At 71.5% G+C, this 14,635-nt stretch carries 14 protein-coding genes; 6 read left to right on the top strand and 8 right to left on the bottom strand.

Annotated features, from left to right (window positions below; all coding sequences use genetic code 11):
- Positions 1 to 4 precede the first annotated feature (4 nt).
- The 3 genes from ACGFMM_RS06245 to ACGFMM_RS06235 all read left to right on the top strand — a co-directional run bounded on the left by ACGFMM_RS06245 (position 5) and on the right by ACGFMM_RS06235 (position 1,639).
- Positions 5 to 418: a roadblock/LC7 domain-containing protein gene (locus ACGFMM_RS06245; protein ID WP_148006640.1), complete on the top strand. Its 414-nt coding sequence runs from the start codon at positions 5 to 7 to the stop codon at positions 416 to 418.
- 110 nt (positions 419 to 528) lie between these two features.
- Complete coding sequence (locus ACGFMM_RS06240) at positions 529 to 1,077, top strand: DUF742 domain-containing protein (RefSeq protein WP_393643621.1); 549 nt, start codon at positions 529 to 531, stop codon at positions 1,075 to 1,077.
- Positions 1,058 to 1,639 (top strand): ATP/GTP-binding protein, encoded by a 582-nt coding sequence (locus ACGFMM_RS06235; RefSeq protein ID WP_017235983.1) that lies wholly within the window; start codon positions 1,058 to 1,060, stop codon positions 1,637 to 1,639. Before ACGFMM_RS06240 ends, ACGFMM_RS06235 begins: the two co-directional genes overlap by 20 nt.
- Positions 1,640 to 1,707: 68 nt before the next feature.
- Here ACGFMM_RS06235 and ACGFMM_RS06230 read toward each other — a convergent pair whose 3' ends face one another.
- Complete coding sequence (locus ACGFMM_RS06230) at positions 1,708 to 2,583, bottom strand: sigma-70 family RNA polymerase sigma factor (RefSeq protein WP_393643619.1); 876 nt, start codon at positions 2,581 to 2,583, stop codon at positions 1,708 to 1,710.
- 84 nt (positions 2,584 to 2,667) lie between these two features.
- Between ACGFMM_RS06230 and ACGFMM_RS06225 the strand changes: the two genes are divergently transcribed.
- Entirely contained in the window at positions 2,668 to 3,126 is a 459-nt protein-coding gene (locus ACGFMM_RS06225) for a carboxymuconolactone decarboxylase family protein (RefSeq protein ID WP_393643617.1), read from the top strand.
- A 56-nt stretch (positions 3,127 to 3,182) separates the two neighbouring features.
- Here ACGFMM_RS06225 and ACGFMM_RS06220 read toward each other — a convergent pair whose 3' ends face one another.
- From ACGFMM_RS06220 to ACGFMM_RS06200, 5 genes are all read right to left on the bottom strand, one after another.
- Positions 3,183 to 3,383, bottom strand: coding sequence for an acyl-CoA carboxylase subunit epsilon (locus ACGFMM_RS06220; RefSeq protein WP_393643615.1), 201 nt, complete (start codon positions 3,381 to 3,383; stop codon positions 3,183 to 3,185).
- A 15-nt stretch (positions 3,384 to 3,398) separates the two neighbouring features.
- Positions 3,399 to 4,982 carry an acyl-CoA carboxylase subunit beta gene (locus ACGFMM_RS06215; protein ID WP_393643613.1) on the bottom strand — a complete coding sequence of 528 codons (1,584 nt, stop codon included), beginning with the start codon at positions 4,980 to 4,982 and terminating at the stop codon, positions 3,399 to 3,401.
- 152 nt (positions 4,983 to 5,134) lie between these two features.
- Positions 5,135 to 7,477: a polysaccharide lyase 8 family protein gene (locus ACGFMM_RS06210; RefSeq protein WP_393643611.1), complete on the bottom strand. Its 2,343-nt coding sequence runs from the start codon at positions 7,475 to 7,477 to the stop codon at positions 5,135 to 5,137.
- Positions 7,478 to 7,574: 97 nt separating this feature from the next.
- Positions 7,575 to 11,441 (bottom strand): endo-alpha-N-acetylgalactosaminidase family protein, encoded by a 3,867-nt coding sequence (locus ACGFMM_RS06205; protein WP_393643609.1) that lies wholly within the window; start codon positions 11,439 to 11,441, stop codon positions 7,575 to 7,577.
- A 131-nt stretch (positions 11,442 to 11,572) separates the two neighbouring features.
- Entirely contained in the window at positions 11,573 to 12,082 is a 510-nt protein-coding gene (locus ACGFMM_RS06200) for a hypothetical protein (protein WP_393643608.1), read from the bottom strand.
- Between the two features lie 269 nt (positions 12,083 to 12,351).
- Here ACGFMM_RS06200 and ACGFMM_RS06195 point away from each other — a divergent pair, with 269 nt between their 5' ends.
- Positions 12,352 to 12,963, top strand: coding sequence for a YceI family protein (locus tag ACGFMM_RS06195; protein WP_393643606.1), 612 nt, complete (start codon positions 12,352 to 12,354; stop codon positions 12,961 to 12,963).
- A gap of 175 nt (positions 12,964 to 13,138) precedes the next feature.
- Positions 13,139 to 13,579, top strand: a complete 441-nt coding sequence (locus tag ACGFMM_RS06190; RefSeq protein WP_393643604.1) for a hypothetical protein — start codon at positions 13,139 to 13,141, stop codon at positions 13,577 to 13,579.
- Here the strand turns inward: ACGFMM_RS06190 and ACGFMM_RS06185 are convergent.
- Together ACGFMM_RS06185 and ACGFMM_RS06180 are read right to left on the bottom strand one after the other, a co-directional pair.
- Positions 13,576 to 13,857, bottom strand: a complete 282-nt coding sequence (locus ACGFMM_RS06185) for a hypothetical protein (protein ID WP_393643602.1) — start codon at positions 13,855 to 13,857, stop codon at positions 13,576 to 13,578. The two genes, ACGFMM_RS06190 and ACGFMM_RS06185, sit on opposite strands and share 4 nt — an antisense overlap.
- A complete protein-coding gene (locus tag ACGFMM_RS06180; protein WP_393643601.1) occupies positions 13,854 to 14,408 on the bottom strand; it encodes an RNA polymerase sigma factor in 555 nt (184 codons plus the stop codon). Before ACGFMM_RS06180 ends, ACGFMM_RS06185 begins: the two co-directional genes overlap by 4 nt.
- Between the last annotated feature and the right edge of the window lie 227 nt (positions 14,409 to 14,635).

Genomic DNA, 14,635 nt, shown 5'->3' with positions numbered 1-14,635 from the left:
CCCGATGAGCCAGGCGGCGCAGAATCTGAACTGGTTGATCACCAACTTCGTGGACAACACCCCCGGGGTGTCCCACACGGTGGTGGTCTCCGCCGACGGACTCCTGCTGGCGATGTCCGAGGGCTTCCCCCGGGACCGCGCCGACCAGCTGGCGGCGGTCGCCTCCGGTCTGACCTCGCTGACCGCGGGCGCGTCCCGCATCTTCGAGGGCGGCGCGGTCAACCAGACCGTCGTGGAGATGGAGCGCGGCTTCCTCTTCATCATGTCGATCTCGGACGGCTCGTCGCTGGCCGTGCTCTCCCACCCGGAGGCCGACATCGGCCTGGTGGGCTACGAGATGGCACTGCTGGTCGACCGGGCCGGCACCGTCCTCACCCCGGACCTCCGCGCGGAGCTCCAGGGCAGCCTGCTCAATTAGAACTGTTCTCAACAAGCAGACAGACTGTGCGTTTCACGCCACCGCACCATAGGGTGCGGTGGCGCGGTTCCACAGGGACTTGGACCGCGACGGCAGTCGGAGGAGGAGACGTGGGAACACCCCCGGGCGGACGCCCCTATGACGGTTTTGATGCACATCAGCCGCTGGGAGACACCGCGCAGAACCGGTTCAACTTTCCCTCCACGCCCAGCAGACAGGGCGGCCAGCCCTATCAGCAGCCGCCGCAGGCCCAGCCGTACGCCCAGTCGGTGCCGCACCGCCGCGCGGAGCCTGCCGCGCCGGCGAAGGGCAGCACCAACAACCCGCTGGTGCGTCCCTACGCGATGACCGGCGGCCGGACCCGGCCGCGCTACCAGCTCGCCATCGAGGCGCTGGTGTCCACCACGGCCGATCCGTCCCGGCTGCAGGGGCAGTTGCCCGAGCACCAGCGGATCTGCCGGCTGTGCTTCGAGATCAAGTCCGTTGCGGAGATCTCGGCGCTACTCTCCATTCCTCTTGGCGTGGCCCGGATTCTCGTCGCCGACCTGGCGGAGGCCGGACTCGTCGCGATTCACCAGCCCGGCGGCGACGAGGCCGCCGGCGGCCAGCCAGACGTGACACTGCTCGAAAGGGTGCTCAGTGGACTTCGCAAGCTCTAGCGGCGGCGCGGCCCGTTCTACCACCAGCGCGAAGATCGTGGTGGCGGGCGGCTTCGGCGTGGGCAAGACCACGTTCGTCGGCGCCGTCTCCGAGATCAACCCGCTGCGCACCGAGGCCGTCATGACGTCTGCGTCCGCGGGCATCGACGACCTCACGCACACCGGCGACAAGACGACGACGACTGTCGCCATGGACTTCGGCCGCATCACCCTGGACCAGGACCTGATCCTGTACCTCTTCGGTACCCCGGGCCAGGACCGCTTCTGGTTCATGTGGGACGACCTGGTGCGCGGTGCCATCGGCGCCGTCGTCCTCGTCGACACCCGCCGCCTCGCCGACTGCTTCCCCGCCGTCGACTACTTCGAGAACAGCGGCCTGCCGTTCGTCATCGCCCTCAACGGCTTCGACGGACACCAGCCGTATCAGCCGGAGGAGGTCCGCGAGGCCCTCCAGATCGGGCCGGACACCCCGATCATCACCACCGACGCCCGCCACCGCGCGGACGCCAAGAGCGCGCTCATCACCCTCGTCGAGCACGCCCTCATGGCCCGCCTGCGGTAGTCCCCGGACGGTCGTCCGTACGAAGGCCCCCGCACCGATCCCGGTGCGGGGGCCTTCGGCCGTCCCGGTCAGACCCGGTGCGGCAGGTCCATGCGGGCGAGCTCGGCCGGATCGACGACTGCGGTGATCTCGGTGATGCGGCCGTCGGCGACCGTGAAGGCGAGCAGGGCGGACGGGGTGCCGTCCTCGCTCCAGGCGAGGACGCCGGGGTGACCGTCGACGGTCACCGCCTGTCCGCGTGCCGCGCCACCGGCCAGGCGCGCACGGGTGGCGACCTCGGTGGCTCCGATGGTGACGAACCTGCCCCCCGGGGTGTGGACGGTGAACTTCACCTCGGGATGGAGGACCTGCAGCAGGTCCTCGAACCGGCCGTCGCGAGCCGCGGCCAGGAAGGCCCGGGCCACCTCGCGTTGCTGCCGTCCGGCGCTCGCCGGCTGCCGGGCGCCCTGTACCTTCCTGCGGGCACGGCTGGTGAGCATCTTGGTCGCGTCGGCGGACTTGCCGAGGATCGTGCCTATCTCCGCGTGGGGCACGGCGAACACGTCGTGCAGCACGAACGCCAGTCGTTCGTCCGGACGCAGCGAGTCGAGCACCGTGAGCAGCGCGAGGCCGACGGAGTCCCCGAGCGCCACGAGGTGTTCCGGAGCGTCGGCGTCGTCGAGCGTCACGGTGCTCTCGGAAAGCCGGTCGTCGAGGGCGACTTCGGGGCGGGTCCGGCCCGACCGCAGGACGTCGAGGCTGATGCGGCCGACCACGGTGGTCAGCCAGCCGCCGAGGTTGTCGATGGTGCCGGCGTCCTGGCGGGAGAGTCGCAGCCACGCCTCCTGGACCACGTCCTCCGCGTCGGCCTGTGACCCGAGCACGCGGTGGGCGACGGCCCGGAGCCGGTCGCGGTGGGACTCGAAGGCTTCGACGATCGGATCCGTGGGATCAGTGCCGGGCATGTTGTTACCTTCCTCAGGAGTGCTCCGTCATAGGGGTGACGGTCGACGGCCGTGCGACGTAACCGATGAAGGAGAGCACTCCCGATGCAGAACCGACTGAAGAACAAGCAGGCGAACAGCGCCGATGTGTGGACCGCGATCCAGCACCTCCAGAAGGCGATCGCCGCCGGGGGCGTCGACCCGAAGCTGCTCGCGCTGGTCCACCTGCGCGTCAGCCAGATCAACAGCTGCTCGGCGTGCGTCTACGCCGGTGTCGCCGGGGGGAAGAAAGCCGGTGACACCGACGAGCGGCTGCACAACGTGGCGGCGTGGCGTGAGGCGCCGTTCTTCACCGACGCGGAGCGTGCGGCGCTGGCGCTGGCCGAGGCCGCCACCCGGCTGCAGGACGGTGCGGAGGGAGTCACCGACGCGATCTGGGAAGAGGTCAACGGCCACTTCACCGAGGAGGAGATCGGCGCGCTCAACCTGGAGATCGCGCTGACCAACTTCTTCAACCGGATCAACCGCACCGTCAAGGAGCCTGCCGGCCGGACCTGGGGCTGAACGCCGCAGGGCCCCGCTCCTGGGGAGGAGCGGGGCCCTGCGGGTGTTGTAAGGCGTCAGCGCCAGCTGTGCGGGGCGCGGAAGCCGTTCTCGCGCTCCAGGCGGCGCCAGCCGGCCGTGGAGCGGCCGCGGTGGGCGGTCTCGGACGGCTGGGCGGCGGCGCGGGCGAGCAGGACCGCGGTGATCGCGGCGAGCTCCTCCGGGTCGGCTTGGCCCTTCTCCACCCGGAGAAGGTTGTCTGCGGCAGGCGTGGTCACGTGAGTGGGCTCCTCTTACTGAGGCGGGTTGCCGTGCTTGCGGGACGGCAGGTCGGCGTGCTTGGTGCGGAGCATGGCGAGGGACCTGACGAGGACCTCGCGCGTCTCGGCGGGGTCGATCACGTCGTCGACGAGGCCGCGCTCCGCCGCGTAGTACGGGTGCATGAGCTCGGCCTTGTACTCCTTGACCATGCGCGTCCGCATGGCCTCGGGGTCCTCGGCCTCCGCGATCTGCTTGCGGAAGATGACGTTGGCGGCGCCTTCGGCGCCCATCACGGCGATCTCGTTGGTGGGCCACGCGTACGTCAGGTCGGCGCCGATGGACTGGGAGTCCATCACGATGTACGCGCCGCCGTAGGCCTTGCGCAGGATCAGCGAGATCCGCGGCACGGTCGCGTTGCAGTACGCGTACAGCAGCTTCGCGCCGTGCCGGATGATTCCACCGTGCTCCTGGTCGACGCCGGGCAGGAAGCCGGGTACGTCCAGAAGAGTGATGATCGGGATGTTGAAGGCGTCGCACATCTGGACGAAGCGCGCGGCCTTCTCGGAGGCCTCGATGTCCAGGACGCCGGCCAGCGTCTGGGGCTGGTTGGCGACGATGCCGACGACCTGGCCGTCGAGCCGGGCCAGGGCGCAGACGATGTTGCGGGCCCAGCGCTCGTGGATCTCCAGGTAGTCGCCCTCGTCGACGAGCTCCTCGATGACCTTGTGCATGTCGTACGGGCGGTTGCCGTCGGCGGGCACCAGGTCGAGCAGCACGTCCGAGCGCCGGTCGGCCGGGTCCTCGGAGGCGACGGTCGGCGGGTTCTCGCGGTTGTTCTGCGGCAGCATCGACAGGAGGTAGCGGACCTCCGCGATGCAGGTCTCCTCGTCGTCGTACGCGAAGTGGGCGACGCCCGAGGTCTCCGCGTGGACGTCGGCGCCGCCGAGGCCGTTCTGGGTGATCTCCTCGCCGGTGACCGCCTTGACGACGTCCGGGCCGGTGATGAACATCTGCGAGGTCTCGCGGACCATGAACACGAAGTCGGTCAGCGCGGGGCTGTAGGCCGCGCCTCCGGCGCACGGGCCGAGCATGACGCTGATCTGGGGGATCACGCCGCTCGCCCGGGTGTTGCGCTGGAAGATGCCGCCGTAGCCGGCGAGCGCGGAGACGCCCTCCTGGATACGGGCGCCGGCGCCGTCGTTCAGGGAGACCAGCGGCGCACCGGCCGCGATGGCCATGTCCATGATCTTGTGGATCTTGGTGGCGTGGGCCTCGCCCAGCGCGCCGCCGAAGATCCGGAAGTCGTGCGCGTAGACGAAGACCGTGCGGCCCTCGACCGTGCCCCAGCCGGTGATGACACCGTCGGTGTACGGCTTGCGGGCCTCCAGGCCGAAGCCCTGCGCGCGGTGCCGGCGCAGCTGCTCGACCTCGTTGAACGAACCCGGGTCGAGCAGCAGCTCGATCCGCTCCCGCGCGGTCAGCTTGCCCTTGGCGTGCTGCGCCTCGGTCGCTCGGTCGCTCGGCCCGCGCCGCGCCTGCTCGCGCAGGGCGTGCAGCTCGGCCACTCGGCCTCGGGCGTCGGTCGGCTCGCTCGGGATCTGGTCCACAACGGTCATGTACCGACCCTACGAACAGGCACAAGAAAATCCCGCCGTCGACTCCGTACAGTCTCGCGCGTCGAATCCTGGTGGAGCTGGACAGAACCAGCGACGGGGGGACCCGATACGACAGTCGGGTACCCCCCGGCCTTGTGGGGTTCCTCCAGAAGTCAGCTCAGGGACACCCGGCAGTGGTGGGTGGCGCCCGCGGTGCCCGGAGTGATCCGCAGCCGCAGCGAGCGGCCGGTGCCGAGCACCTCCACGGAGGGGTCGTGGGCGAGCACCCGGGCGACCGGGCGGTCCCAGACCAGCTCCAGCGGCTGCCCGGTCCGGGGCGGCTCGGCGATCTTCAGTACGGCTTCGGCGCGGTGCCGGCGGAGCAGCACGCTCGCGGGGGCGCTCGCGCCGAGGCGTCCCACCGTACCGGCCCGCCAGAAGTTCGCGGCGCTCAGCCCCAGCGAGGGCACGGCGACCGCCTGCCGGTCGGCGGTGTTGTCGAGGATCTCCAGCCACCGCGGGTCGGCGGCACGGCGCGCGAGGGTGCGCGCGGAGGCCCCCGGCATCACCAGATAGGCGTACTCCGCTCGGGTGGGGTCGACGCCGTGGTCGAGCCACAGGGTCTGATAGCGGCGGGTGCGGCGCTCGGTGGAACTGGTGGTGTTGATGTCGCTCCACGCCCCGGTGCGGTCCTCGCGCAGGGTGCGCAGGGCGGCCGTGCCGCCGGGCAGGATCCAGCCGCCGTGGCCTTCCAGATGGGCCCAGCGGTCGCCGACGGTGAGCCGGTCCGTCCCCCCATCGCCGAGGCAGCGGTTGTCGACGATCGTCTCGACGGGCACGCCGTCGGCTGCGGTGATGCCGGCCCCGAGGCAGATGATCGCGTCGGCGACGCAGAACCAGGACTTGCGGGCCTCCAGGGTGGAGCCGAGGCCCTTGAGGTGCTGGCCGATCGCGGCGTACTCGCCGTCGGTGGTGCCGCCGACCCACTGCACGGCCGGCTTGGGCGCGCCCCACTCTCCGCCCGCCTTGTCGGCGAGCCGCTTGGTGGAGACGGTGGTGCCGGGCAGCCGGTAGGGGTCGACGGTGGGCCAGTACCAGTCGGTGTACTGGGCGCCGGCCCGGCCGCCCCCGGGGGCCCACCAGGAGAGCATGCCGGAGCCGGTGTGCCAGCCGCGCGGGTTCTCGCCGTTGCCGCACTCGTAGTGCGAGATCCGCTCGGAGGCCATGGAGACGTTGGCGGCCCAGCCGGGGCCGCGGTGGACGGCCCGGTCCATGGAGGCGAAGAGCCGGTGGCCGACGGGCTCCGGCGCGGCGGGGACGGGGTCGGCGGCGACGGCGTGCAGCCGGGCCAGGTCGGCGACGCCGAACTGGGGCGCGGTGAGGATCGGGGCGACCGTGTCCCGTTCGATCCAGCCCTTCACGCGGGCGTGCCAGCGGGCGCGCTCGGCGGGGCTCGCGCCGCCGGCGAGCAGCGCGATCGCGGCGATCACGCCCTGGCCGTGGAAGTGGTCGGAGCGCATCACGTTGCGGGGGTCGTTGCGGGGCATCCCGCGGCTGATGGCGCGGCCGTTGACGCTGTCCATCATCAGGCCGTCGAAGATCAGCGGCGCGTACGCGCGCTCGACGCTGTCGAGCACGATCTGCCGGTTCGGGTCGGTGACGGCCCAGGTGGAGCCGGCGAGCAGGGCGAAGAGCCGGCCGAGGCCGTCCAGCATGACCTGGCCGTAGGTGCCCGAGTAGGCGACCCAGGTGTGCTGGACGAACGAGCCGTCGGCGTAGAGGCCGTCGCCCTTGGTCACGTACGGGAAGACCGGACCGAGGGCGTCGCGGGCGAGGGCGGTCTTGGCGGGGTTCGCGCCGAGGATGCCGCGCAGCACGACCGAACGGCACAGGTCGACGCGGTTGGCGCCGGTGGAGGTGCCGCTGTAGTTCGTGAGCATCGAGTCGGGGACGAAGTGGTCGACGGCGGCGCAGGCGGCGGCGATCCGGTCCGCGCCGAGGTGCTCGTACAGGGCGGCGACGATGTCCATGAGCAGGCGCGGGCTGCCGATCTGCCACTCCCACCAGTTGCCGTAGCGGGTGGTGGCGGGGTGGTAGATCCGCGCGGAGAGGTGGTCGAGGCCGCCGATGGTGTCGGCGAGCAGGCCGGGGTCGCCGGTGAGCCCGGTGCCGGGCTGGACGTACGCCTGGGCCATGGTCCACAGCCGGCTGTAGCTCGCCGTGATGCCGGAGGGCGGGTCGAAGGCGAGGCCGGACCAGAGGGACGTGGCGGTCGGGGCCATGGTGGCGCGGAAGGTACGGGCGAGCTCGCCGGTCTCACGGAGCCGGGAGGCGTACGGTTCGGCGCCGGCGTCGAAGCCGGCGCCGAGCTGGATGTCGAGCCAGCGCCGCCGCAGCGCCTCGAACTCGCCCTGGCCGTCGGCCGCGTGGGCGCGGGAGGCGTCGGGGACGAGTGCGAGGGCGGCTGCGGCGGCTGTTGCCGTGGTCAGGAAGGTGCGGCGGGACCAGACGGACACGGGAGCCTCCTGGAGGGGACGGGGGGAGACCGCTTGGCGCCCGGTTCTAGCGCCCGTCCTCCGACGCAATCAATAAGCACGGCAAGCGCTTACTGCATCAACCCCCGCACCGGAAGCGGGCATTGCCCCAGTCGGCGTGGTCGTTGCCGTTCCCGTCGCCGCCGTCGCCGACGACCAGGTCGACGTACGACGCTCCGGTGACGTCGGCGGTCAGCGCCCAGGCGGCGTCGGTCGCCCTGAGCACCGGGGACGCGACCTTCTGCGTCCCGTCGGCGAGCACGCTGAACTGCACGGTGCCGCGGCTGGTCTGGACGTCGTCCACGCCCACCTCGGCGGTGACGGAGGTGCACTTCCCGCCCAGGTAGTAGCGGACCTTGGCCGGGGCGTGGGTGCCCAGGCCCTTGGCGTACGTCACTCCCCCGATCCGCAGCGGGCCGCCGTCCCCGGTGCCGGTCTCGCCGTTGGAGACGTCCCGTTCGACGGGTCCCCAGCCGTTGGTGGCGGAGGTCCAATCCAGGTCGCTCGCCCAGGCGTCCGCGGTGGGCGGCGGGGGCAGGGTGCGGACCGAGGAGGCGGCGGTGAGCTTCCGCTCCTCTCCCCCGACGGTGTACGTGACCGTCGCGCCGAGCGGGTACGCGCGGTACGGCGCGTCGACCGGCGGGGTGACCTTCCAGGTGGCGGTGGCCTTCCCGCCGGCCGGGACGGAGCCGAGCGCGACCGGGGCGGCGGGCTCGGCGGTCCAGCCCTCGGGCAGGGCGAGGGCGGCGGTGGCCCCGGCGACCGCGCCGGCCTCGTCGTTGGCGAAGACGGCGCTGATCTCATTGGCCCGGCCCGGCTCCAGGGTCTCCGGGGCGGTGATGCCGAGGGTGCCGCAGGCGGCCTTCTCGGGGGCCGGACCGAGGTCGGTCACGGTGAAGGCGTCGAGGACGAAGTCCGCGCCGTCGGGGGCGTCGGCGCGCTTGCGCAGACCGGTCCAGGTGTCGCCGCAGCCGGCGGTCACCGTGTCGGAGAAGTGGCCGGTGCTGTGCTGCTGCCCGATGGGCGTCCGCCGGGTCTCCACGCTGCCGTTTCCGTTGGCGCGGTCGTAGCCGGTGATCCACTCGTACGCGCCCGCGTGGCTGGACTGGTAGTCGTACGCGACGCGGTAGCGGTGTCCGTCCTGCATCGGGACGGTCCAGGGCGCGGTCCGGTAGACCAGGCCGCTGTTCTCGTCGTGCGACTTCAGGGACTCCGCGCCGCCGAGGACGTCGTCGATCAGCTTCCCGTTCCAGCCGGCCCGGGTGTACGGGGCGTGCAGCTGGGCGATGTGGGTGCGCGGGTCGGTGGTGCCGCCGGAGTCGCCCTTGAGGAAGGGGCCCCAGCCCTGGTCGACGGCCTCGAAGTCCTCGTACACGGCCGCTCCGGCCTTCGTCGCCGGGTCGTTGGCGACGACGCGGACGTCGTCGATCCGGACAGCTGCGGCGCTGCCTGCGGACGTCTCGATCCTGAGCGCGGTGGTCCCGTTGGCCGGCGCGGTGAAGGTGACCTTGGCGCGCTGCATGCGGGTGCCGTTCCAGTCGGAGGCGGCGACGCGGTCCTCCAGGGCGGAGCGCTGGACGGTGACGGACTTCCCGCCGATCGAGAGTGTCGTCGCACGCGTCTTGCCGGGCTCGACCTCGATCAGCGCGGAGGCGGTGTAGCGGGCGCCGGGGGTCAGGCCGGTGAGCTGCTGACGGACCGAGGCGGCGGCGGAGCCGGTCAGCTTCGCGCTGTTGCGGCCCTGGTCGTCGGTGTCACGGGCGACGGCGCCCGACTTCGACCAGGAGGCGAGGGCCGCGTCGTTGAAGCCGGGGTCCCGGACCGGGGTGCCCTGGCCCCAGCGCGGGTCGCGGGCCTCGGGGGCGGCGGCGGGGTAGAGGACGTACGGCTGTCCGGCGGCGGCGGTCAGCGTCACCTTGCCGCGGCTGGGCCTGACCGTCCCGGTCTTGACCCTGCCGTTGTCGGTGAGCTTGTACACCGTGTACGTGCCGGTGCCGGGGACGTCCCAACTCGTCTTCCCGCCGGCCTTGTTGTAGTGGTACAGCTTCGTGCCGCCGTCCCACGGGAGCAGGTAGGTCTCGCCGTCGAGGACCTTCCGGCCGTTCTCGTGGAAGGTGCGGCGGCCGTTCTCGACCGTGCCGCGGACGCCGCCGGTGAAGGAGAGTTCGTTGCCCTCCCAGCGGGTGATGCGCTGCTGCTGGAGGTACTTGGCCGGCAGGTTCTTCTGCCAGATGTTGTCGTAGAAGCGGTTCCAGTCGGTCTCGCCGGTCCAGCCCTCGAAGTCCTCCAGGGCGGTCTGGCCGAGGACCGGGTGGTTGTTCCAGACGTCCTTCTCGCCGTTGCGGATGAAGCGGATGATCTGCGAGTTGAGGCCCTTGTTGGTCGCGCCGCCGTAGTTCAGGTCGTTGGCCCAGTGCGACCAGAGAGAGGCCCGCTCGAACTTCTCGGACCATTCCGTGGCGACGTTCCAGCCCTGGGCCTGGACGGCCTGCAGGGTCTTGTCGGCGATCCAGCCGTGCGTGGAGTAGACGTCGACGTAGAGGGTGGAGAGGTTGGGGTCGGTCTCGTCGCGCAGCTGCTGGAAGCGGCGGGCCAGGTCACCGCTGTTGATGTCGCGGCGCTGGTCGATGTAGTAGCTCTGGTTGAGCCAGTTCCAGCCGGGCTTGGACTTGTCGACCAGGGTCTCGCTGAAGTTCTTCGCCTCGGGGTACGACTCGGTGGCGTTGACGTGGACGCCGAAGCCGGCGCCCCACTTCTTGCCCTCCTTCAGGAGGGTGTTGAGGTCGGCGAGGCCGCCGGCCCGCTTGTTGTAGTTGCCGCCGTAGTCGGGGTGGGCCGAGTCGTGGCCCTCGGAGCCGTACCCCTTGAGCAGGGCGAACTGGCCGAGCCCGTCGGTGGCGAGGGAGATCCGCTTGACGTCGTCGAGGGTGCGCAGGAAGGGGTGGGTGGCGTTGGAGGCGAAGTTGAACGGGATGTGGGCGATCACCCGGTCCGGGGTCTGGTCGCCGCCGGGGGCCTTGATCCCGATGGCGGGGAAGGCGAGCGCGCCGTCCTGCCAGTCCGTCTTCCCGTCGGCGTTGGCGTCGGGGGTGACGACGACCTTGGCCCAGGGCAGGTCGTCGCCGGTCTCGGGCCGCTCCGCGCCGGCGCCCCGGTAGGTCCACTGGCCTGACCAGACGCCGACGCGGGTCTCGGCCCCGGTCTTGCGGGCCTGGTGCCAGAAGCGGGCGCCGTCGCGGGCGCTCGCGCCGGAGGGCTTGTCGTAGGTCGAGTTGGACTCGACGGCGGCGGCGAGGCCGGCGGTGTTGACGAGCGCGTAGCTGGCGCCGACGGGGGCGGGCTCGGCCGCGGTGGCGTCGGTGATCTTCGCGAACACGTCGGCGGTGCGGGTGGAGTCGGGGTCGAGGCGGGTGAAGGCGGTCGCCGCGCCGGGGTCGGCGGAGCCGACGGAGACCAGGTCGTGGCCGGGGATGTCGATCGTGCCGACGCGGAAGGCGTTGGTGTCGCGGACGGCGGTCACCCGGAAGGTCACCGCCCGGCCGGAGACGCTCAGCCGCGCGTCGAGCTCGACGCCGGGCAGGTCCGGGAAGACGAGGGTGTACGCGGCGGAGGACGCGGTGACGACGGGGGCGCCCTGGGCCCGTACGGCGTACGCCGTGCCGTTGAGGACGACCTGGGCGACGGGGTTCGTGCTCCCGAGGAGGCGGGCGCCGGTGCCGCGGTCGGTGTACGAGAGGACCCGGGGGAAGTCCTCGGCGACGGAGACGGTGAGCCGGTCGGAGGCGATGACGGCCTCGGCGGCGGCCCCGGCGGGCGTGGCCCCGGGGGCGGCGGGTCCGCCGGGCGCGGGCCCGGCCAGCGCGGGTCCGGCGAGGGCGAACACGGCGGCAGCGGCGGTGGCGAGCGCGCAGGCCGTACGGAGTCTTCGCGAGTTGGGGAGGGACATGGGGACCAGTTGGCCCGCCCGGCGGGGCACCGTCAACGAGATCGCGCCCCGGCGGCCCCGCCAGTCCAAGAACCCCCTCCGGTAAGTCCAAGTGACCACCGGAGGGGGCGCGTCGGACTACCGCGGGGCCGTCAGCACCCGCCGCAGTTGTAGTAGGTCACGTCCCAGTGGTTGCCCTCGTCGGCGTAGACGTTGCCGGAGCCGGAGCGCCACTGCGGGGCGCCGTCACCGCGGACGCCGATGTAGGTGAACGTGTTCTTGATGTAGTTCCCGACGCACGTGTACTTGCTGTAGTCGAGTTTGTAGCCGTTCCAGTGCGAGTACGTGCCGCCGGCGTGGCCGGTCTCGGTGCCGCCGGTGATGTTGAGGGCGCAGCCGCTGGCGCGCTTGAGGGTCTGCGCGCCCTGGGCGGTGGCGAGGTTGAGCTGGTCGAAGGACGTGCAGGTCGGGTTGTTGCGGTTGGAGCAGTTGCCGGACGACGACCAGGTGATGCCGACCTGGCGGAACATCGAGGTCGCGGTGGCGTGGCTGATCTTGGTGGCGGCGTGGGCGTCGCCGGCGCCGGTCAGGACGCCGACGCCGGGGGCGAACAGGGCGCCGAGGACGAGCGCGAACGCGGTCAGGACGGAGCGGAGCTTCATCGGGGGTGCCTCCTGCGGTGGACCGTGACGGACGGGACGGCTGTGCAGGTGGTGCGGGACGCGCAGGGAGATGGTGCCGCAGTTCTACGCGCGTCCGCCAGAGGGCGCGGGGGCCGGGCGGATGTCGCTTGCGCGCCGCCGGGGTGAACCCCTGGGATCCCTCGACCCAAGATGTTGAAACTTGAACGGAATAGGTCTATGGTCGATGTCGTTGAAGGTTCAACCGAACCGGAAAAGCGCCCCCGCGCACCGTCCCCAAGGAGCACGTCATGGGTCTGTTCAACCGCAAGAGCACCGACACCGCCGTCGCCGTCGCCGACCTCCCCGTCGACCCCGCGCTGGCCGCCCTGACCGGCGAGTACACCATCGACCCGGCCCACAGCAGCATCGGCTTCACCGTCCGCCACGCCATGGTCACCAACGTCCGCGGCACCTTCGGCGAGCACGAGGGCGCGCTGAAGCTGGACGGCTCCGACCCGGCCAAGTCCACCGCCGAGATCGACGTCAAGATCGCCTCGATCGACACCGGCATCGGCGACCGCGACAATCACCTGCGCAGCGACGACTTCTTCGCCGCGGAGCAGTTCCCCCTGATGAGCTTCCGCTCCACCGAGGCGCAGCAGCTCGGCGGCGACAAGTACCGCGTCACCGGCGACCTCACGATCAAGGACGTCACCAAGCCGCTCGCCATCGACCTGGAGTTCAACGGCACCGCGACGGACGTCTACGGCAACGAGCGCGTCGGCTTCGAGGGCTCGGCCGAGATCCTCCGCTCCGAGTGGGGCCTGACCTGGAACGCGGCCCTGGAGACCGGCGGCGTGATGGTCAGCGACAAGGTCAAGCTGAACTTCGACATCTCCGCCGTCAAGAAGGCCGCCTGACCCACCCCGGCCGCCTCGGCCACCCACCCGGCCACGGGGTCACCCGGCTCGACCCGGGCACCCGGCACCACCCGAGCGCGCCCGCCTCTCCGCACCCCCTCCGCGGAAGGGCGGGCGCTCGGTGTACCGCGAAAACCCCTGGTCACGGCCGCGGACGCCGTGTCAGCCTGCGGTCATGCCGATTCCGCACCCCGCCGGTGACTACGCGATCACCACCCTGTACTCCGTCCCCGACGACGCCTGGTACCTGGAACTCGACCGCGTCGACACGGGGCACACCCTGGTCATCGCGATCGTCCCCGACGAGGACCCGGACCGCGAGCCCACGATCTCCCTCACACCAGGCGACGACCACTACGACATCCCGTACGACGTCATGCGCTGGTTCATCGACCACGTGGACCGCGAGATCGAGACGTCCCGGGCCTGGATGCGGCTGCGCCCCGAGCTCGTCGCGGTGATCCGCGAGCTGCGCGAGGAGCACCTCGGCACGATCGACGACGAGCACTTCCCCGCGGTGCTCGCCGAACTGCGCGCCAGGGTGCCCGAGCCGGACCTGCCGGCCGTCCTGGCGGAGGCGTTCGGCCGGAGGCCCGACGGGAGCTCTTGCGCCTAGTCGGAATGGGGCCTGGCGGTGAGGGAGCAGACGCCGCCCTCGCAGGTGCGCTGCAGGCGGTTGCGGGAGACGGTCTGGATAAGGCCGACCATCCAGCAGGTGGGGCAGCCGCGGAAGGCGATCAGGCTCAGCGGGGCGACCAGCAGGGCGATCGGGCCGACGACGGGGATCAGGGCGAGCGAGCCGACGATCAGACCGAAGCCCAGGACGCCGCGCGCCAGATGGCGGGAGACGGACTTGCTCGCGTAGTTCGGTTCGGGTGTCGTGGTGGTGCTCACGGCGGGCACTCTCCTTCGGGTGCTGGGTCGGTCTCCAAGGTGCGGCGCAGGGCCGCCCGGGCGCGGTGCAGGCGTGACTTCATCGCGGCGGTGCTCAGTCCGAGCGCGCGGGCGACGGTCTTGCCCGGCAGGCCCTGGATGTCCCGCATGACCAGGACCTGCCGAAGGTCGCGGGGCAGGGCGCCGACCGCGGCCGCGATCCGCTCCACCTCCAGGCGGTGCAGCACCGCGTCCTCGGCGGACTCTTCCGCCCGTGCCTCGTCGCCGCGGGCGACGACCAGCCGTATCTGCCGCAGGCATTCGTTGCGGACGATGCGGAACATCCACGAGGCGAGCGCCCCGGTGGCCCGCAGGGTGCCGATCTTCCGGTAGAGCACGATCAGCGCCTCCTGCGCCGCGTCCTCCGCGTCCTGCGGTGAGGCGCACAGCGACCTGGCGAACTTCCGCACATGCGGCTGCGATTCGAGGACCACGGTGGTGAGCGAGGTGACGTCGCCGTCCTGGGCGGCCTTGATCAGCCGCTCGTCCGGCCACGCGAAGCGTCGGTTCATGAGTGAATCCTGCTAGCCCCGGCTCTTGTAGCGCTTGGTGAGGTGCCAGACGCACGCCCCCACGAGCAGGGTGCCGAGCACGGCGATACCGACGACCATCATGGTGCTGTCCTCCTGAAGTCCCCGGCCCGGTCGGCCGGTTGCAGGGATAAGAGCCGGGCCGGCCCGAAAAGGATTCACCTCCCTGCCACATTCGATCTCTTCGCAGGTCAGCGGCCGCTGTCAGT

This window comes from Streptomyces sp. NPDC048604 (assembly GCF_043199435.1).
GTDB lineage: Bacteria > Actinomycetota > Actinomycetes > Streptomycetales > Streptomycetaceae > Streptomyces.
Note: the sequence above shows the minus strand (reverse complement) of the source record. Positions and strands in the feature narration are given on the sequence as shown.